Source organism: Halpernia frigidisoli (assembly GCF_900113805.1).
GTDB lineage: Bacteria > Bacteroidota > Bacteroidia > Flavobacteriales > Weeksellaceae > Halpernia > Halpernia frigidisoli.
In genome coordinates this window covers 334,137-356,607 of sequence record NZ_FOQT01000005.1, presented here as the reverse complement: position 1 = coordinate 356,607, position 22,471 = coordinate 334,137, and the positions used below count along the sequence as shown (strand labels likewise).

General features: G+C 33.9%; 18 protein-coding genes and 1 riboswitch. Of the genes, 9 read left to right on the top strand and 9 right to left on the bottom strand.

Annotated features, from left to right (window positions below):
- Window positions 1-120: 120 nt before the first annotated feature.
- The 5 genes from BM238_RS13970 (at window position 121) to arfB (ending at window position 8,069) form a co-directional block, all read left to right on the top strand.
- The gene (locus tag BM238_RS13970) at window positions 121-3,111 is read left to right on the top strand and encodes a TonB-dependent receptor plug domain-containing protein (RefSeq protein ID WP_090082656.1); all 2,991 of its coding nucleotides are present in this window, start codon (window positions 121-123) and stop codon (window positions 3,109-3,111) included.
- 10 nt (window positions 3,112-3,121) lie between these two features.
- Window positions 3,122-4,747, top strand: coding sequence for a SusD/RagB family nutrient-binding outer membrane lipoprotein (locus tag BM238_RS13965; protein ID WP_090082654.1), 1,626 nt, complete (start codon window positions 3,122-3,124; stop codon window positions 4,745-4,747).
- A gap of 82 nt (window positions 4,748-4,829) precedes the next feature.
- Complete coding sequence (gene argS, locus BM238_RS13960) at window positions 4,830-6,596, top strand: arginine--tRNA ligase (RefSeq protein ID WP_090082810.1); 1,767 nt, start codon at window positions 4,830-4,832, stop codon at window positions 6,594-6,596.
- 46 nt (window positions 6,597-6,642) lie between these two features.
- On the top strand, window positions 6,643-7,677 hold the full coding sequence (locus BM238_RS13955) for an AMP-binding protein (protein WP_090082651.1): 1,035 nt from the start codon (window positions 6,643-6,645) through the stop codon (window positions 7,675-7,677).
- The gene (gene arfB / locus BM238_RS13950) at window positions 7,674-8,069 is read left to right on the top strand and encodes an alternative ribosome rescue aminoacyl-tRNA hydrolase ArfB (RefSeq protein ID WP_090082648.1); all 396 of its coding nucleotides are present in this window, start codon (window positions 7,674-7,676) and stop codon (window positions 8,067-8,069) included. The genes BM238_RS13955 and arfB overlap by 4 nt, the downstream gene beginning before the upstream one ends.
- A 93-nt stretch (window positions 8,070-8,162) precedes the next feature.
- On the opposite strand, the gene BM238_RS13945 is transcribed toward arfB, so the two are convergent.
- Window positions 8,163-8,390, bottom strand: a complete 228-nt coding sequence (locus BM238_RS13945) for a hypothetical protein (RefSeq protein WP_090082645.1) — start codon at window positions 8,388-8,390, stop codon at window positions 8,163-8,165.
- A gap of 500 nt (window positions 8,391-8,890) precedes the next feature.
- On the opposite strand from BM238_RS13945, the gene BM238_RS13935 reads away from it, so the two are divergent.
- From BM238_RS13935 to BM238_RS13925, 3 genes are all read left to right on the top strand, one after another.
- On the top strand, window positions 8,891-9,340 hold the full coding sequence (locus tag BM238_RS13935; protein WP_233741993.1) for a phosphatase PAP2 family protein: 450 nt from the start codon (window positions 8,891-8,893) through the stop codon (window positions 9,338-9,340).
- An 8-nt stretch (window positions 9,341-9,348) separates the two neighbouring features.
- Window positions 9,349-9,798, top strand: a complete 450-nt coding sequence (locus tag BM238_RS13930) for a DUF2147 domain-containing protein (RefSeq protein WP_090082637.1) — start codon at window positions 9,349-9,351, stop codon at window positions 9,796-9,798.
- Between the two features lie 74 nt (window positions 9,799-9,872).
- A complete protein-coding gene (locus tag BM238_RS13925) occupies window positions 9,873-10,343 on the top strand; it encodes a hypothetical protein (RefSeq protein ID WP_143093404.1) in 471 nt (156 codons plus the stop codon).
- A gap of 169 nt (window positions 10,344-10,512) precedes the next feature.
- Here BM238_RS13925 and metF read toward each other — a convergent pair whose 3' ends face one another.
- The 5 genes from metF to BM238_RS13900 all read right to left on the bottom strand — a co-directional run bounded on the left by metF (window position 10,513) and on the right by BM238_RS13900 (window position 16,313).
- A complete protein-coding gene (metF, locus tag BM238_RS13920) occupies window positions 10,513-11,469 on the bottom strand; it encodes a methylenetetrahydrofolate reductase [NAD(P)H] (RefSeq protein ID WP_090082631.1) in 957 nt (318 codons plus the stop codon).
- 223 nt (window positions 11,470-11,692) lie between these two features.
- Complete coding sequence (locus BM238_RS13915; RefSeq protein WP_090082628.1) at window positions 11,693-12,190, bottom strand: hypothetical protein; 498 nt, start codon at window positions 12,188-12,190, stop codon at window positions 11,693-11,695.
- Window positions 12,191-12,202: 12 nt separating this feature from the next.
- Complete coding sequence (metH, locus tag BM238_RS13910) at window positions 12,203-14,908, bottom strand: methionine synthase (RefSeq protein WP_090082625.1); 2,706 nt, start codon at window positions 14,906-14,908, stop codon at window positions 12,203-12,205.
- Window positions 14,898-15,272 (bottom strand): four helix bundle protein, encoded by a 375-nt coding sequence (locus BM238_RS13905; protein ID WP_090082622.1) that lies wholly within the window; start codon window positions 15,270-15,272, stop codon window positions 14,898-14,900. Before BM238_RS13905 ends, metH begins: the two co-directional genes overlap by 11 nt.
- A 30-nt stretch (window positions 15,273-15,302) precedes the next feature.
- Window positions 15,303-16,313, bottom strand: a complete 1,011-nt coding sequence (locus BM238_RS13900) for a homocysteine S-methyltransferase family protein (RefSeq protein WP_090082620.1) — start codon at window positions 16,311-16,313, stop codon at window positions 15,303-15,305.
- Window positions 16,314-16,375: 62 nt separating this feature from the next.
- Window positions 16,376-16,481: riboswitch (SAM riboswitch) on the bottom strand.
- Window positions 16,482-16,704: 223 nt separating this feature from the next.
- Between BM238_RS13900 and BM238_RS13895 the strand changes: the two genes are divergently transcribed.
- Window positions 16,705-19,350, top strand: coding sequence for an MGH1-like glycoside hydrolase domain-containing protein (locus BM238_RS13895; RefSeq protein ID WP_090082617.1), 2,646 nt, complete (start codon window positions 16,705-16,707; stop codon window positions 19,348-19,350).
- Window positions 19,351-19,512: 162 nt separating this feature from the next.
- Here BM238_RS13895 and BM238_RS13890 read toward each other — a convergent pair whose 3' ends face one another.
- From BM238_RS13890 to BM238_RS13880, 3 genes are all read right to left on the bottom strand, one after another.
- Complete coding sequence (locus tag BM238_RS13890) at window positions 19,513-20,835, bottom strand: DUF58 domain-containing protein (protein ID WP_090082615.1); 1,323 nt, start codon at window positions 20,833-20,835, stop codon at window positions 19,513-19,515.
- A gap of 79 nt (window positions 20,836-20,914) precedes the next feature.
- Window positions 20,915-21,325 (bottom strand): GxxExxY protein, encoded by a 411-nt coding sequence (locus BM238_RS13885; RefSeq protein WP_233741991.1) that lies wholly within the window; start codon window positions 21,323-21,325, stop codon window positions 20,915-20,917.
- 103 nt (window positions 21,326-21,428) lie between these two features.
- Complete coding sequence (locus BM238_RS13880; protein WP_090082613.1) at window positions 21,429-22,448, bottom strand: AAA family ATPase; 1,020 nt, start codon at window positions 22,446-22,448, stop codon at window positions 21,429-21,431.
- Window positions 22,449-22,471: the final 23 nt, after the last annotated feature.

Genomic DNA, 22,471 nt, shown 5'->3' with positions numbered 1-22,471 from the left:
ATTTTTTACGTTGTATTTATCAAAAGTACAAATTTTAGATTTATTAAGATTATTTAACAATTTATTTGGTCATCTTATAAAAGTTTTGCAAATTTGTGACAATGAAAAATTTAATTTGATATGAAGAAACTAACAACAAGCGTATTAGCGGTGGTTTTGAGTTCAACATTTGTAGTTGCAAATGCTCAACAAACAAATGACACTGTTAAAACGTCAAATATCGAAGAGGTCGTAATAACCGGTGCTCTTGGTATTAAGAAAAACTTAAATGCTGTAACTGCCGCTAGTCAGATAGTTGGCACTAAAGAACTTACACAAGCTGCGAATCCAAATGCTTTACAGTCTTTGACAGGTAAGGTTTCAGGTTTAACAATCACAAATACTGATGTGGGTGTTAACGGTACTAACAGAATTGTGCTTAGAGGTTCAAGATCCTTAACAGGCGATGGTCAGGCATTAATCGTTATTGATAATGTTATTTCAACTACTACAATTCTACAGCAGCTTCCACCAGATGCTATTGAGAATATTAACGTTATCAAAGGTTTACAAGGTGCTGCATTATATGGCTCACAAGGTGTAAATGGTGTGGTGATCGTAACTACTAAGAAAGGTACTAATTCTGATAAAATTCAGTTTAACCTTATTTCTTCTGTAGATGTATCAAGCGTTTATAAATTACCTGAAATTCAGACTAAGTATGGACAAGGTGTTCAGGATACATCATTTAGCGATGTTGACTACAATGGAACAAATTTCGTTCCTTGGGAAAATACTTCTTGGGGACCTGAATATGCAGATCCACGTATTGGCGGAACACTTGTTCCTACAGGTTTACCACAAGAAAATGGTCAGTTTTTATTAGCGCCTTATGCGCCGGTAAAAAACCATTTTGCGAATTTCTTTAAAAACGGTATCATTTATCAAAATGGTGTTTCAATGAATGTAGGTGGAGCTGATAGCTACGCTTACTTAAATTTAAACAGAACCACAAATGAGTTTATTGTTGATGGTGATACATCATTAAAAAATTCATTTTTATTCAAAGCTGGTAAAAGAGTTGGTAAGTTTAAAGTAGATGGTACTTTTAACTACATCTTCAGATCTAGTTCTGAAACTGACCATGGTTTATATTCTGAGATGACTCAAATGCCATCAAACATCGACATCAGAAAGTATAAAAATAGTGGTTATGAAGGTAACTATTCTATTTACGCTCTTAATCCTTATACTATTTCTGAAAATGAAAGATACAATTCTAAATCAAACTTCATTTCTGCTGTAATTGGTTTAGAATATGATTTCAATGACCATATCAATGTGACTTACAAAGGAAGTTTACAAAGCACATCCAATTTATCTACTAGTTACAACAATGGATTTAAATTTGCGCGTGTTTATCCTGATGGAACTGGTTTAGATGGAACTATCTTCTCTCAGTACGGAACAGGTGACGTTGTAGCATTCTTTAACCAAAGTACAAGCAGAAGAAGTAATTTCTACGGTGATTTCTTAGTTAATCTTGACTACGATATTGTTAAAGATTTAAATTTTAAAGCCAATGTTGGTTTTAATACACAAGATAATGATTATAATATTCAGTCAGTTGGAGGTGAGCGTTTCCAAATTCCAGGATTTTATAACATTACAAATATTCTTAGCCCATACCCAGCATATCAGCTAAATAATTTTATTACAAAGAGCAGAATTTTTGCACTTCTTGGTAATGTTGATTTAGCTTATAAAAACTATCTTTATTTTAATGGAACTTACAGAAAAGAATTTAACTCTGTATTTTCAGTAACTCCTACAGGAACATCTGATCAAGAAGTTAGATCTTACGATTATTATTCAGGTGGATTAAACTTAATTGCTACAAATGCATTTCCAGCAATAAAAGGTAATATTTTAAATTATGCGAAATTATCGGCTTCTTATACAAAAGTTGGTAACGCTCCAATTAATCCGTATGCAGTTGATCAAATAGGTGTATTCCCAACAGGCTATCCTTTTGGACCAAATTCATCATATATTGCAAATCAGTCTCCAACATCTGAACAAATCAGACCAGAAAAAGTTACAAGTAAGGAAGCTTCTGTATATTTAGGTTTTTTCAAAGACAGAATTACATTAAGCGGTAGTTATTCAAGAAGTGATACTCAGGATCTAATCACTAGAGCGACTGCTTCCTCTGCTTCAGGTCTTGCAAGTCTTCAAAACAACTTTGGTAGTTTAAAGAATGACACTTATGAAGCTGATTTAGGTTTAACACCAGTAAAATCGAAAGATTTTGAAATCGGAATCAGAGGTTCTTATTCCAGAACTGAAACAACAGTGACAGACCTTCCACCAGGGATCAATGAAATCAACTTGTTAAGTTATTCAACTCCTGCAATCGGGATTTTTGCTATCAAAGGCGAAAGATTTCCTAAACTGAAAGGAACAAAATTGCAAAGAGATCCTAATGGTAATGTGATCGTTGATGCAAGTGGAAATCCACTTTCTACTTCAACTTTAGAAATACTTGGTAATGCTACACCTGACTATGTTTTAGGTCTAAACATGAATGTGAGAATCAAAAACTTCACATTATCCGGTACTGCTGATTACAGACATGGAGCAAGTTTCTTTTCTTTCACTAAAAGACTATTATTGTTTACAGGTGGAGCTAATGAAACGGCAGATTTTGACAGAAGTAAAGGGTATGTTATTCCAGGATCTGTTCAAAATATAGGTACTGCAGCCAACCCAAATTATGTTGCTAATACAACAGCTACGGGTAATAATCCAACTTATTCAGGAGCAACTGGTTACTTTACAGGGGCAGGAAGAAATATTCCTGAAAATATGTTAGTGGACGGTGAAGCACTAAAAATTAGAGAATTAGCTTTAACTTATTCTATTCCGAAAGCGCTTTTAAGCAGTACTTTCGTTACAAGTGCTACATTTGGCGTTTATGCTAGAAACCCATTCTTTTTCTATGCTAAAAACAATGAAAATTATAATGATCCAGAGACAGCAAGTTCAAGCGGTCAGGCTGCAGGTATCGCAGTTGATGGACAATATCCAAACTATAGAAGTTTTGGATTTAATTTAAATGTAACTTTTTAAATTTCAAAAAATGAAAAAAACACTATATAAAAATGTGCGAAACGCATTTTTACTGAGTACGGTTCTAGTAGCCGCCTCATGTAACAGATATTTGGATATAAATGAAAATCCAAATAATGTAAAAATCGAGCAGGTAACTCCGGAATTAATTTTTCCGGGTGCTACTGCACAGCTTTTCCGTACTCAGGCAACCACAATGAATGCTTTCGGAAATTTGTTAATGAACGGATGGGCGGGTAATTCCTATGTTTTTGGTTCTCCTTTCGTAAGAGAATTCAATTTAAATTCTGTTGATAACTCATTTTACAATGGAATTTGGGATGGTCTATACAGAACTTTGGGTAACTATACTTTGATTGAGCAATACCCTAATACTACCGGCGCTCAGGATAATTACATTGCAGCTGCTAAAATTATGAGAGCATTTTATATGCAGACCCTAGTTGACCTGTATGGTGATGTTCCTTTAAGTGATGCATTTAAATACCAAAATAATCTTACTCCAAAGTATGATGATGATGCATTGGTTTATAGAAATGAAATCGCAGATCTTGAAGCGGCTATTGTTTTAATTAACAAAACTGCAGCAACTACAAGTACGGCTTTGGTTCCTACTGCTGGTACTGACCCTGTATTTGCTGGTAATATGCAGAACTGGAAAGCATTTGCTAATACGATCAAGTTGAAATACCTGATGAGAATGAGCAAGGTTACTGGTGCTAATGCAACTTACAGAGATCAAAAACTTGCTTCTTTGGCAGGTGCTACTTATGTTACTCAGGATGTTTTAATAAATCCTGGTTACAATGGATCTACAGATACACAGCAAAATCCATTCTATAATTTCTATATCAGAACCTCAGCTGGTGCCAGAACTGGTCAGGCATATACAATTTCTGAGCACCAGGCGAATGCTTTAAACGGTGATCCAAATAATTTAGTTTTACCTAACAATCCTTCTACTGTCTATGATAAATATAGAGGTCTTGTTGATCCAAGAAGAGCCAGACTTTGGACTACTGTGAGCGGTGTTCTAAAAGGTGTGCGTCAAGGTGCATTATCTGGTGAGCCAGGAGCGCCTCAGTCCGGTACTAATCCAGTATCAAGACAAGGTCTTGGTATTACTAGTGAGTTATCTACAGCTAATAATGCTACAAATATTAGTTTAGGTTCTTCTAAACCTGGCGTTTTAATGTCTCTTTCTCAGACAAAATTTTTACTTGCTGAAGCTGCATTAGTGTTCCCTGGAACCTTTGCAGGTGCTCAGGCAAACTTTGAAGCTGGTATTACGGCATCATTTACATATTTAGGATCAACTGGAGCAGCGGGTTACATTACCTCAGCTAATACTAGACCTGGTCTAGGATGGACTGGTACTGATACTCAAAAATTAGATGCTATCATGACTCAGGCATGGATTGCTAATACCAGTATTAATCCTACGGAATCTTTTATCAACTATAATAAAACAGGTTTCCCTTATACACCTTTAGCTTCTACTGCTACTAAACCTAATAAACCTTACAGATTGGTTTATCCGGTTTCAGAATTTGCAGCGAATTCAGCTAACGTTCCAAACGTTACAAGTGCAGACGTTTTTGTTAAAAATGCTTTCACTCCATTTTGGAATCAATAATTATTTTAAGATAATTTTCTTTAAAACCGCCTTAGGGCGGTTTTTTTTATTTCCTTACATTTGTACTGCAAATTATTTAACTATGACTATTAAAGAACATATTCAGGAATTACTTAGTGATATCGTGCAAATGCACTATCAAACAGAATCTGTAAAGCTTGAAATTCAGGATAACAAAACCGATTTTGAAGGCGATTACACTATTGTAATTTTTCCTTTAATAAAAATTGCAAGAAAAAAACCTGAAGAGGTTGGTGAAATTTTAGGACAGGAATTACTTTTAAAAAGTAAATTAATAAAAAGCTTCAATGTTGTAAAAGGCTTTCTTAACGTAAGTATAGAAGAAAGTTATTTCATAACACAACTTGATAATTTAGCGGAAAATTTAGACGTTATTCTAGATAGAGCTGAAACAGTAATGGTAGAATATTCTTCACCAAATACCAATAAACCATTACATTTGGGCCATGTCAGAAATAATCTACTTGGATTTTCGATTGCCAAAATCTTGGAGGAAGGTGGATACAATGTCATAAAAACGCAGGTTATCAATGATCGTGGTATACATATTTGTAAATCTATGTTGGCGTGGGAGAAATTTGGTGAAGGAAAAACACCCGAAACTGAAAATCTAAAAGGTGACAAATTAGTTGGAAATTACTACGTAAAATTTGACCAGGAATATAAAAAGCAAATTGAAGAATTGATTTCAAATGGAAGCGATGAAGCTTCCGCAAAAAAAAATGCACCGCTAATCCTGGAAGCTCAGGAAATGCTCTTGAAATGGGAGAAAAATGATCCAGAAGTACGCGCACTTTGGGAGAAAATGAATGCGTGGGTTTATAAAGGATTTGAAGAAACTTACAAAAATTTAGGCGTCGATTTTGATCAGGTTCAGTATGAAAGCAAAACCTACATATTGGGAAAAGATATTATTCAGGAAGGCTTAAGTAAAAATGTCTTTTATAAAAAAGAGGACGGTTCTGTTTGGTGCGATCTTTCAGAAGAAGGTTTAGATGAAAAACTGCTTCTCCGTTCAGATGGTACATCAGTTTACATGACTCAGGATTTAGGAACCGCAGTTCAAAGATTTAAAGAAAATAGCCTACAAAAATTAATTTATACAGTTGGGAATGAGCAGGATTATCACTTTCAGGTTTTATTTTTAATTTTAAAAAAACTGGGTTATAATTGGGCGTCTCAACTTTACCACCTATCATACGGAATGGTTGAATTGCCAAACGGAAAAATGAAATCGCGCGAAGGAACCGTTGTCGATGCGGATGAATTGCTGATTGAAATGTACCAGACAGCCAAAGAAAAAGCGGAAGAATTAGGTAAATTAGAGCAGATTTCTGAGGAGGAGAAGGAGATTTCCTACAAAAAAGTTGGATTAAGCGCATTAAAATATTTTATGCTAAAAATTGATCCTAAGAAAAAAATGCTTTTTAACCCCGCAGAAAGTATCGATTTTAATGGAAATACCGGTCCATTTATTCAATATACCTACGCCAGAATTTTTTCTTTGCTAAATAAAGCCGGTTATGATAAAAAGAGTTCTGTCGATCCCGAAACAAAAGTTAATATTTTTGAAAAAGCCTTGATCCTTCAACTTTCAAATTATAAGGAAACGGTGACAAAATCAGCAGAAACGCTAAGTCCTGCACAGATTGCGAACTATGTTTATGATTTAGTAAAAACTTACAATTCGTTTTATCAGAATAATAATATTATGAATTTGGAAAATGAAAATGATAAGCAGTATAAGTTAAAATTATCAGCAACTACCGCAGAAACTATCAAAAAGTGTTTAAATCTACTTGGGATTGAAGTAGTGAATAGAATGTAATATTTATTAATTTAAAATTATTTTGTTTGAATAAAATTTCTCAAAAATGATCATAAATTTCCAGAATTTTGAGATCGAAAATTATGCGGCAAATAATGCTTTTGAACAGCAGGTTTTAGATTTCGTAAAAGTGTGGCTCAACAATGATAAATTTATTTCGGTAAAAACATCAGGATCCACGGGAGTCCCAAAAATAATTTCGGTTGAGAAGGAAAAAATGCGGAATTCTGCACGCATGACTTGTGATTTTTTAAATTTAAAATCCGGTCAGTCAGCATTACTTTGCCTGCCAGTCGATTATATTTCCGGAAAGATGATGATTGTTCGTGGTATTGAAAGAAATTTAATTTTACATGTAAAAAGTCCAGAATTAAAGGCGCTTCAAGAAATCAAAGAAAATATTAATTTTTGCGCTATGACGCCGCTTCAGGTAGAAAATTCCATTGAAAATCTATCAAGAATAAATAAAATTATTATTGGTGGCGCAAAAGTTTCGGAAGATTTAAAAAATAAAATTCAAGAGAAACTTCAACTAGAAAACACGGAAAGTGAAATTTACGAAACTTACGGTATGAGTGAAACTCTTTCTCACATTGCCTTAAGAATGATCTATCCAAAGAATGAAGATTTTTTTAAAGCATTTGATGAAATCGATATCTCGGTTGATAACAGAAACTGTCTTCGTATCAATGCTCCGACTTTAAATCCTGAAATTTTGCAGACTAATGACATTGTGGAAATGGTTGATGAAAAACGTTTTAAATTTATTGGTCGTGCAGATTTTATCATCAATTCCGGCGGAATAAAAATCTCACCCGAAATTTTAGAAAAAAAAGTAAAAGAAACTTTGACTTCTGAATTGGTTTTTGTTGGACTTGATGATATAGTTTTAGGTGAAAAATTGGTTCTGGTGATTGAAGGCGAGGAAGATAATGAAATCTCCGGAATAATTTCAGCACTAGAATTCCCATCAAAAAATCACCGTCCAAAAAATATTTACTTTTTAAAATCATTTCCGCGGACAGAAACCGGTAAAATTTTAAGGAAGGATATAAAAGTTTTAATAGAAAATTTAAAATGATCGATTTTACTTCAGAATTATTTTTTAAAACATCACGAAGTAGTGGCGCAGGCGGACAAAACGTAAATAAAGTAGAAACTTCAGTTACTGTTATGTGGAAAGGCGGAGAAAGTGATTTTTTTTCAGGCTTTCAAAAATCCAGAATTTATGACAAATTGATCAATAGAATAAATTCCGAAGGCGTTTTACAGCTAACTGTTTCAGAAACCAGAACTCAGCTTCAAAATAAGAAACTGGCAACCCAAAAAATTTTGGAACTTGTAAATGAAGCGTTGGTTATACCAAAAAAAAGATTTAAAACAAAACCTTCAAAATCTAAGATTCAAAAAAGATTAAATGATAAGAAAAAGGTTGGGGAGAAAAAGGAAAATAGAAAATTCAGACCAGATTAAATTTTGTGAGAATTATAAAAAAAGAACATTAAAAATGAAAAAAACGCTGCAAAACTAATTTACAGCGTTTTTTGTTGTTAAATTATTTTACAATTACAATATGGCGGCTAACTTTTGTAAATCAGCTTTGTTTGAAAAATCACCTTTATTATCTTTAAAATATTGATTGATAGCATCTTTTTTGTCCGGAAAAGCCGCAATTAATTTTTTCTTACTATTGGGTAGTTCAACGATTTCCGCATTATTTTTCTGAATAAAATATATAGGATCAGCTTTTAAGAAACTTGCAGGCTGAGCGGTATCGTAAAACGATTTCGCCAATTTTTATTAAAATATTATATGCTTTAAAGCCTACCTTCTAATTAGATTTGCTAATAGAAAATAAGATTTGAAAAAAATAAGTGAAAACCGAAACATGTATTTATTATTTTGTCAGGTTTATTTCTTAAATAGTACATTAGTAAAATAAATTTCAGAATTTTTGTAAGATTTCCGAAAATTTTAAAAACCTATGAAAAAAAGTATTGAACTTCAAAATAAAAATAAAATTTCGAGAATAAGCTTTCTTTTAATTTTCGCATTTTTTCATAATTTTTTTTCGCAAAATAATTTTACAAAAGACAGTATAATTTCACACGAAAATAATCTGCAAGTAAAAAATTTTATAATACCGGCGACATTTGTGGCAACAGGTTTTGTGCTTTTATACGATCATAAAATAAACGAAAATATTAAAAAAAAGTATTCAGAAAAATAATGCTGATTTTCATACAAGCATTGATAATTATTCGCAATTTGCTCCGGCAGCAGCTGTTTTTGCCTTGAACGCTTTTGGTGTAAAGGGAAGGCATAATTATAAAGATGCCGCTCTCATTTATGTTGGATCCATAAGTATTGCAAGCGCATTTGTTTTGCCTTTAAAAATAATTACGAAAGAAGAACGTCCGGATTTTTCTACAAATAATTCTTTTCCTTCCGGGCACACTGCATTTGCATTTGCATCAGCAGAATTCTTAAAACAGGAATACAAAGATAAGCCGTTAATCGGATATGCTGGTTACGCAGTGGCAACCGCAACCGGGATTTTGCGGATGTATAATAATAGGCATTGGTTTGGCGACGTTCTTGCAGGTGCAGGTTTTGGTATTGCTTCAGCAAAGCTATCTTTCTTTTTGTACGACAAAGTTTTCGTAAAAAACGGCTGGAATTTTACTTTAAGTCCTGTTTACAACAATAAAACTGCAGGTTTTGCGTATGTATATAACTTTTAATAATTAGAATGCAACGAGCGGTAATAGTTCCTTTTTTGGTTTTTTTCTTAAATTCATCTGCTCAAATTACGAAGGATGATGTTTTAGGACGTTGGATATCAACGGACAATAGTGTTTCCGTAAATGTGTATCGTGTAGGAAATTCTTTTCAGGCTAAAGTAATTTGGTTTGATGAGCGTTTGGGTAGTGGAACGCCAATGGAAACAAGACATGATTCTGAGAATCCAGATCCTAAACTTCGAAACCGGAAGGTGATCGGAATGGATGTTTTAGAGAATCTGGATTACAATTCTAAAACAAAGCGTTGGGAAAATGGTAAAATTTATGATGCCTCCAGCGGTAGAACATGGGATGCTTTAGCCGAAATTAAAAAAGACGGTTTACTTTACGTCCGTGGTTTTTGGAAATTTAAATGGATCGGCAAAACAATCAATTTCAGAAGACTTCGAAACCAGTAACTCTTAAACTTAACAAATTTTTAGTTTTATTCTAAAAATTTATTACTTGAAAAAATACACCTAAAAACTTGATCATGAAATATTTAAGCATTTTTATCTTTCTGATGTTTTCCTTAAATTCCTGTAAAAAAGATGAAAAAGTAGTGGAAAGCAGTTTAGAAAAAGATTCTGTAAAACTGAACAATATTCTAAAAAATGACACAGGTGATTTAAATAGTTTAAAGGTTGACAATTTAAACGTAAAACCTGAAAAAGGTAAAACGGTATTTAGCAGAGATGGTGAAAGTTTGTTCTATTTTGACACCAGAAGTAATCTCGGCGAAATAAAGATCGACGGAAACTCCTACGTTTTAGATATGTTAAATTTTACGGACAATGAATATCGTATTTCAGGAAATGGTATAAAAATAACTGCAACAGAAGGCAATTTTGAGGATATGAAAGGCGACTGTCTTTCCGGTAATTTCCCAAAAATGAAGGTTGATATGAATGGGAAAGTCGTCGTTTTAAATAACATTTCTGTTCAGGATTGTCCAGCTTATTAAATTTTTTTGATCTTACTTATTCTTTTTTTCTAAAGGGAACATAAATGAACTTCTAGCCCTGATAGTAGTGGATATCCTTTTTTGTCGTCTTCAGACGGCTAAAAAAGATAGTAACGGATAGCAGGTACACTTTTCAAAAGAGAAAAAGATCTTCGTGCTTCTAAAAAAATTAGAAAACTTCCTTTAAAACACGCTCCAGATTGGCGCTTTTGCCCATAGAATAATAGTGCAAAACAGGCGCATTATTTTTTATTAAATCCTTACTCTGCTCGATACACCACTCAATTCCGATCTCTTTGGCTTCTTTATTATCTTTGGATTTTGCGATGGCAATTACCAGATCGTTCGGCAGATCTACGCTAAAACGATGCGGAATCATGCTCAACTGGCTTTTTGTAACCAGCGGTTTTATCCCCGGAATAATTGGAACGGTGATTCCTGCAGCGCGGCAATTGTCCACAAATTCGTAATATTTTGAGTTGTCAAAAAACATTTGCGTAATAATATAATCTGCGCCGGCTTCTACTTTTTTCTTTAAATGATACAGATCCTGCTGAAAGCTCGCGGCTTCCATGTGCTTTTCAGGATAGCCGGAAACGCCGATGTTAAAATTGGTGCAGGAAGAATTTTGCAGCGTTTCGTCTAAATATTTTCCTTTATTCATCTGCGCGATCTGTTCTACAAGGTCTTTCGCGTAAATATGACCGTTTTTTTCAGGTTTAAAATAAGTCTCAGTTTTCACAGCGTCACCACGCAAAGCAACCACATTTTGAATGCCTAAAAAATCAACTTCTATCAAAAAATTCTCCGTGTCTTCCCTCGTAAAACCGCCACATAAAATATGAGGAACAGCATCTACATGGTATTTATTTTGAATGGCCGCGCAAATTCCGACCGTTCCCGGACGTTTTCTTACGACGCGTTTTTCTAAAAGTCCGTCTTCGCGCTCGATATAATCGTATTCTTCGCGGTGATAAGTGACGTCAATAAATTTCGGGTCGTATTCCATCAAAGGATCGATCGCATCAAAAATCGACTGTATATTCTGGCCTTTTAAAGGCGGCAATATCTCAAAAGAAAAGATGGTTTTTTCCGGTGAATTTTTTATGTGGTCTGTAATTTTCATAATTTATTCGTCTTTGCGAGGCACGAAGCAATCTCGTTTAATTTGTTCAATTTTATTTGGGCAGACATTTCCGCCTTCCGTTCCCAATCTTTTTTTCAAATGCAAAAAAAGGATTTCCACTCAAGTCGGGCTGCGATAATTTGTTTGTTTTTAAAGATTTCTCGTTTTTAATTGGGTGATCTCGTTTGTCATTTTTAAACAAAAACGAAATAATTTTCAACTTTTAATTTTTAAACTTAAATCCATATTTATTTTCAATGATCTCAAAAAAATGATAAACTGTTTTCATTTTTGAATCATTTTTATTCCTAGGATCTTTTGGTTCTTCAAAAGAATATTTTTTAAGTTCACCTAAAGTATTCCAATAAACATCAAAACCATCTGGATCCAAATACAAAGTTGCTGTTGAAGTGGTGTCAGTTTTAGGTTTATTTTCCTGCAATTTATTCCAAAATAATTCTGCATTCTTAATTTTAAAATTCTTCGAATAGATTTTATCTTTTCCTGATTCTGTATAAAGTTTCGCTTTCCATTTTCCCTTTTCTAGTTGTTTTAAAACAAAAACTTTAGCACTGGATAGAATAATTGAATTTGATACATAAATTCTCAATTCATTTTTCTCTAAAGTATTTTTTAATCCAAACACTCTATCGACATAATCTTGCTGAGCATTTGAAAAAATGCTAAAAAATATTAAAAAAAATAAAATATGTTTTTTCATTATATCTCAAAATTAATCCGCTAAATTGGGACTTAACCAACGTTTTGCATAATCATAATCAACTTTTTTACGTTTCACATAATCTTCCAGTTGGTCTTCTTTTATTTTCCCAACACCAAAATATTTCGCCTGCGGATTTGCAAAATAGTACCCGGAAACTGCCGCAGTTGGGAACATTGCCATACTTTCGGTTAATTCTACGCCAATATTTTCTTTTACTTTTAAAAGTTCCCAAATTGTGGGTTTTTCCAAATGATCCGGACATGCAGGATAACCTGGCGCAGGACGAATTCCAGAATATTTTTCGGAAATTAAATCTTCATTTGGTAGATTTTCATTTTCCGCATAACCCCAATATTCTGTCCGAACTTTATAATGTAAAAATTCTGCAAAGGCTTCTGCCAAACGATCTGCAATTGCTTTTACAATAATGGCGTTATAATCATCGCCATCAGCATAATATTTTTTTGCCAATTCTTCTGTTCCAAAACCTGTACTCACACAAAATGCACCGATATAATCCTGCTTTCCAGATTCTCGCGGTGCGATAAAATCACTTAATGCATTGTATTTTTTACCAGCCGATTTTTTTAATTGTTGTCTTAAAGTATGAAATTTTGCAAGTTCATTTCCATTATCGTCAAAAACTAAAATATCATCTTCATTATTAGAATTGGTAGGGAAAATCCCGAAAATTCCTTTTGCTGTAAATAATTTTTCGTCGATTATTTTCTTTAGTAAAACCTGTGCTTCTGCGAACAGAATGGTTGCTTGTTCGCCAACCACTTCATCAGTTAAAATCTGAGGATATTTTCCGTGTAATTCCCACGCCTGAAAAAATGGTGTCCAATCAATAAAAGGCAAAAGTTCTGCTAAATCCTGATTTTCAATAATTTTTATGCCTAAAAAATTGGGTTTTGGAATAGTTTCGTGACGCCAATCAATTTCAAATTTTTGTTCCCGCGCTTCTTCAATTTTTACATATTCTTTCTGAATTTGACGATTTAAAAACTTTTCACGAAAATCTTCATAATCTAACTTTAAATCAGAAATGTATTTTTCGTTATCACCACTCAAAAGTGCACTCACAACGCCAACTGCGCGGGAAGCATCATTCACATGAACGACAGTTTGGTCATATTTTGGAAAAATTTTAACGGAAGTATGCGCTTTTGAAGTTGTCGCACCTCCAATTAACAATGGGAATTTTAAATTTTGTCTTTGAAGTTCATCCGCAACGTGAACCATTTCATCTAAACTTGGTGTAATCAATCCGCTTAATCCAATGACATCAACCTGGTGTTCAATAGCGGCGGCAATAATTTTTTCCGCTGGAACCATAACTCCTAAATCGATGATTTCATAATTATTGCAACCCAAAACCACGCTCACAATATTTTTTCCAATATCGTGAACATCGCCTTTTACGGTTGCCATTAAAATTTTACCATTCGGTTTGGCTTTTTCGTCTTTAAGGGCTTCAATAAAAGGTTGCAAATAAGCAACGGCTTTTTTCATCACACGCGCCGATTTTACAACCTGTGGCAAAAACATTTTTCCGTCACCAAATAAATCACCCACAATTCCCATTCCTGTCATTAAATTGATTTCAATCACATCCAAAGGACGGGCAGATTGCAATCTTGCTTCTTCCACATCTTCGATAATAAAACGGTCGGTTCCTTTCACCAAAGCATGTGTAATTCTATCTTGCAAAGGATTATTTCGCCATTCTAATTCTTCTACAACATCTTTTTTTACCGATTTTACGCGTTCAGAATAATCTAAAAGTCGTTCTGTGGCGTCGTCGTTTCTGTCGAGCATCACATCTTCCACTAAATCCAGCAATTCTTTTGGAATATCATCGTAAACCGTGAGCAAACTTGGGTTTACAATTCCCATATTCATTCCCGCTTTTATCGCGTGATAAAGGAAAACGGAATGCATCGCTTCCCGAACATTATCATTCCCACGAAAAGAAAAAGACACGTTTGAAACGCCGCCGCTTACAGAAACGTAAGGTAAATTTTCACGAACCCATTTTGTAGCACGGATAAAATCTAAGGCGTTTTTTCGGTGTTCGTCCATGCCTGTTGCGACCGGAAAAATATTGAGGTCAAAAATGATGTCTTCAGGTGGAAAATGAACTTCATTAACCAAAATATCATAACTTCTTTTGGTGATTTCTAAACGTCTTTCGTAATTATCGGCTTGTCCGGTTTCGTCAAAAGCCATCACAATAACTGCGGCGCCGTATCTTTTTATTTTTTTGGCGTGGTCAATAAATTCTTCTTCGCCTCCTTTTAAACTAATCGAATTCACCACACATTTTCCTTGCACAACTTGCAATCCCGCTTCTAAAATTTCCCATTTTGAAGAATCGATCATAATCGGAATTCTGGAAATATCCGGCTCGGAAGCAATTAAGTTTAGAAATTTAACCATGCAGTATTTGCCTTCGAGCAGACCATCGTCAAAATTAACATCAAGAATTTGCGCGCCATTTTCAACCTGATCCAGAGCCACATTTAAGGCTTCCGAGAATTTTTCTTCTTTTATTAATCTTAAAAATTTCTTTGAACCTGCTACATTTGTTCTTTCTCCAACATTAATAAAGTTAGATTCTGGCGTAATAATTAAAGGTTCAAGACCTGAGAGTTTTAAGTATTTAGTTTTTAGTATTTGGTTTTTAGTGTTTTGTATATATCTATTTTCCATCTTCTAATTTTTTAAAGTAATTAATAAAACCGTTCAATAATTTTTTTGAAGCTTGAATTTCTTCCAAAGCTTCACTAAAAACAATTTCATCAATAAAATTTTGATCTAATGAAATATAAAGTTGAGTCTCCAATTCGAAAAGAGAACCACGAGAAATATAAAAAAATACCAGTTTTCCTTTCGTGGTATGTCTTCCGCAACCCTCAGCAATATTTGACGGAACCGAAACTGCGCACCTTCGCATTTGATTGGTTAATCCAAATTGTTCAGACGATGGAAATTTTTTCGTCAAAGTATAAATAGAATTTGTGACTTTTCTCGCAAAAATCCACACATCTAATTTTGTAAAATCCTGAAAACTCATAAAATATTTATATAATCTAAATACCAAAAACTAAACACTAAAAACTACTTTCCTTGGCTGATAATCTTTGACCAAATCCGCAATCGCTTTTATATGTTCGGGCGTTGTTCCGCAGCAACCGCCGATGATGTTTATTAAACCTTTGTCAACAAACTCACGGATCTGTTCTGCCATAAATTCCGGACTTTCATCATATTGCCCGAAAGCATTTGGCAAACCTGCATTTGGATAAGCGGAAATGAAAAATTCAGAATTATTGGACAAACTTTCCAAATAAGGCGTCAATTGTTTTGCACCTAAAGCACAGTTTAAACCAACACTCAATAAATTTAAATGGGAAATTGAAATTAAAAATGCTTCGGCAGTTTGTCCGCTTAAAGTTCTTCCAGAAGCGTCTGTAATTGTTCCGGAAACCATAATTGGAATCTCAATATGTCGCTCTTCCTGAATTTCATCGATTGCGAAAAGTGCGGCTTTTGCATTTAAAGTGTCAAAAATTGTTTCTACCAAAAGCAGATCAGAACCGCCGTCTAAAAGTGCTTCCGCTTGCTGTTTGTATGCGATTCTTAATTCTTCAAAAGTTATGGCGCGAAAACCGGGATCATTAACATCTGGCGAAAGACTTGCAGTTCTATTAGTTGGCCCAATTGATCCTGCTACAAATCGGGGTTTATCGGGGTTTTTTGTGGTAAATTCCTGACAAACTTTTTTAGCAATTTTAGCAGATTCAAAATTGAGTTCATAAACCAGATCTTCCATGTGGTAATCTGCCATCGCGATAGTTGTTCCGGAAAAAGTATTGGTTTCAATGATATCTGCGCCGGCGGCTAAATATTTTCGGTGTACTTCTGCAATCGCTTCAGCTTGCGTTAAAGACAATAAATCATTGTTTCCTTTTACGGAATATTTCCAGTCTTTAAAACGTTCACCGCGGTAATCTGCTTCGGTAAAATTATAACGCTGAAGCATAGTCCCCATCGCGCCGTCTAATATTAAGATGCGTTTTTCGAGTTGGTTGCGAAGTATATTTTGTGAATTCATTTTCAATTTTAATTATTAAATAAAATTTGAAAATGCTACCTAAAGTGGTAAAGAATTATATTTTGTTATCTGTACTGCGAAACTGCAGATAGAATGTAGCACCTTTTCCCGGAAGATAGGTTGCCAAGGTTTCATAGGGTCTAATCCCTCCGCCTTTCTGGATAACATTTTCAATATTTAAAAGAACAAATCTGTCACAAATATACTGTGTTTTTCCGGGATTAGAAAGTGGAATTTATTTTTCTTGATAAAATTAAATGAGAAATTCAAAGCATTATTAACTCAAAATGGTACATTAATAAGGGTCTGAGGCACTTTTTTAAATTTTTATTATTTTAAAAAGTATTAATTTTGCAGTTCATAAAAATGAATTAATCTAGAGGAAATATATATGGAAACTGAAAATGAAAGATTAAAAAATAATGCGTGGCGAGAATGGGGACCTTACGTAAGTAACCGGCAGTGGGGAAATGTGCGTGAAGATTACAGTCATGATGGAAATGCGTGGGAAAACACAAGCCACGACCAGGCAGAAAGTAAAGTTTTTCGCTGGGCTGAAGAGGGAATAGCAGGACTAAGTGATACAAAACAATTACTTTGCTTTGCATTTTCATTTTGGAATAAACAGGATAAAATAGTGAAAGAACGGTTTTTTGGCGTTTCAAATCACGAGGGAAATCACGGGGAAGACGTAAAGGAATTATTTTATTACCTTGATAATACGCCGTCTCACAGTTATATGAAGATGGTTTATAAATATCCAATGAACCGCTTTCCTTATGAAGAATTATTAACAGAAAATAAACGACGAAGCAAACTGGAACCGGAATTCGAATTAATCGATACTGGAATTTTTGATAATAGTGAATATTTTGACATTTTTATAGAATATTGTAAGGTTGATCCGGACGATATTTTTATTCGTGTCACAGCGCATAACAGAAGTGAAAAGTCCGCACCATTGGTCATTTTGCCAACAGTTTGGTTCAGAAATAACTGGATTTGGGGTTACAATAATTATAAGGCAGAATTAAAACATTCAAAAAACGGTGTCATAGATATTTCGCACGACAGTATTTCTATAAAAAAATTCTATGCGAGAGATTCTAAAACAAATGCACTTTTCTGTGAGAACGAAACAAATGTTTCTAAAATTTATAATAAACCACCAACCGACGGTTATTTTAAAGATGGCATCAATGATTTTATCACGGACGGAAAAGAAACCGTAAATCCTGAAAAATTTGGAACAAAAGCGTGTTTTCAGATAGATACAGAAATTGCTGCCGGAGAATCAAAAACATTTGATTTCAGACTTTCACCGCACGATATGCCAGATGCTTTTTATGATTTTGATAAAATATTTGAATTTAGAAAAAACGAAGCTGATCAGTTTTACGAAAATATTCAACAGAATATTCCGAATGAGGATGAACGAAATGTGCAAAGACAGGCTTTTGCAGGTTTACTCTGGAACAAACAATTTTACCATTATAACATCACGAAATGGCTGAAAGGCGATCCCAATTTAGAAGCGCCAAGGAATTTTAAAAATTTTGTCAGAAATACCGAATGGAAACATTTGCATAATAAGGACATCATCTCAATGCCTGATAAATGGGAATATCCATGGTATGCGACGTGGGATTTGGCTTTTCACTGTGTTTCGTTTAGTATGATAGATCCGGAATTCGCAAAAAATCAGCTCGCTCTTTTAACTAAAGAATGGTATATGCATCCAAACGGTCAAATGCCGGCTTACGAATGGAATTTGAGCGATGTTAATCCACCAGTTCACGCCTGGTCTGTTTTCCGCGTTTTTAAAATTGATGAAAATCTGAACGGAAAGGGCGATCTAAAATTTTTAGAAAGTGTTTTTCAGAAACTATTGTTAAATTTTACCTGGTGGGTCAACCGCAAAGACATAAAAGGAAATAATTTATTTGGCGGCGGCTTTTTAGGCTTGGATAATATTGGTGCGTTCGACAGAAATATGGAAATGAAAGATGGCGAACATCTTGATCAGGCCGACGGAACAAGCTGGATGGCGATGTATTCTTTAAATATGATGCGTATCGCGATGGAACTTGCCATGCACAACGATGTTTATGAGGATATGGCGATTAAATTTTTTGAACATTATCTTTATATTGCTGACGCGATGGAGCATTTTGGCGCCGGAAAAAAAGGACTTTGGAATGAAGAAGATGGTTTTTTCTACGATGTTTTACAACTTTCAAACGGCGACAGTATTTCCTTAAAACTTCGCAGCATTGTCGGTTTAATTCCAATGTTTGCAGTTGAAGTAATTGATCATGAAATGATTGAAAGTTTACCAAAATTTAAAGAAAGAATGGATTGGGTATTGCGCAATAAACCGGAACTCACCAAACTGGTATCGCATTGGGAAGTTGAAGGACAAGGTAAAAAGCACTTAATGAGCATTTTACGTAAAACCCGATTAACGAAAGTTTTAAACAGAATGCTTTCAGAAGATGAATTTTTGGGAGATTATGGTATTCGGGCGATGTCGAAAATTTACGAGAAAAATCCGTTCGTATTTTCTGCTCATGACAAACAGTACGTTGTCCATTATACGCCTGCAGAAAGCGATAGTTCGATGTTCGGCGGAAATAGTAACTGGCGTGGGCCGATTTGGTTTCCTATCAATTTCTTGATCGTAGAAAGTTTGCAACGTTTTCATTATTATTATGGAAATACGATCGAAGTAGAATTCCCGACAAATAGTGGCGATTACTTTAATTTAAATGAAATTTCCGAAAAATTAAGTAAGCGACTTTGTAATTTATTTTTAAAAGATGAAAGCGGAAATCGCCCTTTTAATGGCGGTGTAGAAAAATTTAATCAGGATCCTCATTTTAAAGATTATATTTTGTTTCACGAATATTTTAATGGCGATACCGGAAAAGGTTTAGGTGCGTCGCATCAGACTGGCTGGACTTCTACCGTTACCAAAATGTTACAACCTAGAAATCTGTTGAGTACTTTGAATAAGGAAGTAGTGGTGAGAAATTAGTTATTTTTTTGGGCAGCAATTTCCGCCTTCCACTCCCAATCTTTTTGCTTTGAAATTTTTTGTTAAATCGGAAAATTTTAAAGCAAAAAGGATTTCCGTTCAAGTCGGGCTGCATTAAATTTTGTTTTTGAATAAAAATTTATAGAATTTTTAAATAAATAGTTACAAAATCCCTCTAACTTTTATTTCCAGATATTTATTAATCACCTCAATATTCAGATTTTCTGGCGCAGTGTAAATGCTGTAAATGCCATATTTTCTCAATTCCTGAATAATTAATTTCTTTTCAAACTCAAATTTTTCGGCGATTATTTCATCATAAATTTCCTGCATATTTTCAGGATTGTTGTGCATTAATTGCTGCAATTCCGAATTTTTAAAAAAGATAACTACCAAAACATGGTTTTTTGATATGCCGCGCAAATATTTCATTTGGCGATTTACGGCGTCCAAAGTTTCAAAATTGGTGAAAAGCAATAGCAAACTTCTTTGTGTAATGCTAAATTTTAAATCTTGATATAATCTGCTAAAATCCGTTTCGTAGAAGTTAGTTTGAATGTTGTAAAGTGCTTCTGAAATTTTGCGCAATTGTCCGTTTTTGTTTTCTGCGGCAACTTTATTTTCCGTTTTTGTGGAGAAAGTCACCATTCCCGCGCGATCCGATTTTTTTAAAATAATATGACTCAAAGCCATTGCTGCATTAATGGAATAATCTAGCAAACTTAGGCCGTTGAAAGGCATTTGCATCGTTCTTCCTTTGTCAATTAACATAAAAATTCGTTGCGATTTTTCATCCTGAAATTGGTTGATCATCAGCTGATTTCGCTTTCCTGTTGCTTTCCAATTGATTGTTCTAATATCATCGCCCGGAACATATTCTTTAATTTGTTCAAATTCCATTGTGTGACCGAGTTTCCGTATTTTTTTCATTCCGCCCAAAAGAAATTCATTTTGCAATGCCATAATTTCATATTTCCGAAGATGGATAAATGAGGGATAACTTGGCAAAATTTCATCATTTTGAAATTTAAAACGTCGCGAAACAAAACCTAATTTCGTTTGCGCGTAAACATTTAAGTTTCCAAAATTATATTCGCCACGCTCTTTCGGCGTGAGAAAGTAGTTTAGCAAAACGTTTCCATTTGATGTAATTTCTTTACGGATAAGAAAATCCCTGATTTGAAACTGAAATGGGATTTCATCAATAATTTTTACCTTAATTTTAAAGGGATAATTATTTTTTACATCTAACTTAACCTCGTTTTCATCGCCATTTGATAATTTTTCCGGTAAAATTCTAACCGCAAAGATTGTTTTTTTGAAAGTAAATAAAAACAAATAATCAACAATAAAAGCAATGAAAATTATGAGTAAAAATAAATGTGCAAAACCTAATAAAAACGAAAAGAAAAAACTCAAAACATAGAGAAATCCGACGCCAAAAAGCGCGAAGAAAAAACGGTTGTTGATGTAAAGGTTTTTCATATTCAGTTTTTAAACCACAAAAGGAACAAAAGTTTTAAGTCTAATATATTTCTTTTAAAGTGAAAATAAGTTTTCGTTTTTATATCAATTTACTATAATATAAATTTACAAGAGTTTCTTGCCATTCATTATAAATGTTTTTGACATTAAAATTTATTAACATTCCTTTTGCAACTTTGAGTAAATTCATATAATTATATACCTGTGCGCGATGAATATCACTAATAGTAGAAACCGCCTTCAATTCCAAAACAATAGCATCTTCCACTAAAAAATCACAAATAAAATCACATTCTACACTTTTACCTTTGTAAATTACTGGAATTTTTAATTCAGATTTAAAATTAATATTTCGAATTAAAAATTCTTGTTCTAAGCATTTATGATAAACACTTTCTAAAAGTCCTGCACCTAAAATTTTATGAACTTCTATGCAAGCGCCATTAATTTTATAAGTTAAATCGGTTAAATAAGATTGAGTTATCATCATAATTATGTGGTTTAAATTTGGACTTATTTTACCTTTAAAGATTTAATTTAATCTTTTCACAATAAATTCTTTCGTTTGTTTTGTTTCTTTTGTGGTTAAAAAATTACCTCGGAATTTCTATACTTTCCAAGATTTGTCTAATAATTTCATCTGCAGTTAAACCTTCCATTTCACGTTCCGGTGAAACCATAACTCTGTGTCGAAGAACCGCAAAAGAGGAATCTTTAATGTCTTCCGGCGTTACAAAATCCCTTCCTCGAAGTGCAGCAAATGCTTTGGAAGCCTTTAATAAAGCCAAACTTGCTCGTGGCGAAGCACCTAAATATAAAAACTGATTTTCTCTGGTATTTACAATTATTTTTGCAATGTATTCCAAAAGTTGAGGTTCAACGACAATTTCTTTAACTAAATTTTGATAATCAGAAAGTTGTTGCGCAGAAATTACAGAATTTACAACCGAAGTTTTATCGTCTAATTTACTTTCATGCTGATTTTTTATGATCTGAATTTCCTGTCCCAAATCCGGATAACCAACCTCGATTTTAAATAAAAACCGATCGAGTTGTGCTTCCGGAAGTCGGTAAGTTCCTTCATGTTCAATTGGATTTTGCGTCGCGACAACTAAAAAAGGTTCGTCCATTTTATATTCCGTCCCATCCATCGTGATTTGGCGTTCTTCCATTACTTCAAAAAGTGCGGCCTGCGTTTTTGCCGGCGAACGGTTTATTTCATCTATTAAAACAAAATTTGAAAAGATCGAACCTTTTTTAAATTCAAATTCTGTGTTTTTTACATTAAAAATAGACGTTCCCAAAATATCAGATGGCATCAAATCTGGCGTAAACTGAATTCTGCTAAAATCTACCGCAATAGTTTTTGCCAAAAGTTTCGCTGTAATTGTTTTTGCAACGCCTGGAACGCCTTCAATTAAAACGTGTCCGTTCGATAGTAAAGCTGCCAAAAGATGTTCGACCATTTTTTCCTGGCCAACAATTACTTTTGCGATCTCATCTTTTACCAGTTGAAGATTTTCGCGTAATTGCGACATATCCAAACGCGATTCAAATTGTGGATTTACGTTTTCTTGTGTTAAATTCTCCTGTTCTGTATTTTCATTTTCCATATTTCGGAAGTTTTTTATTATTT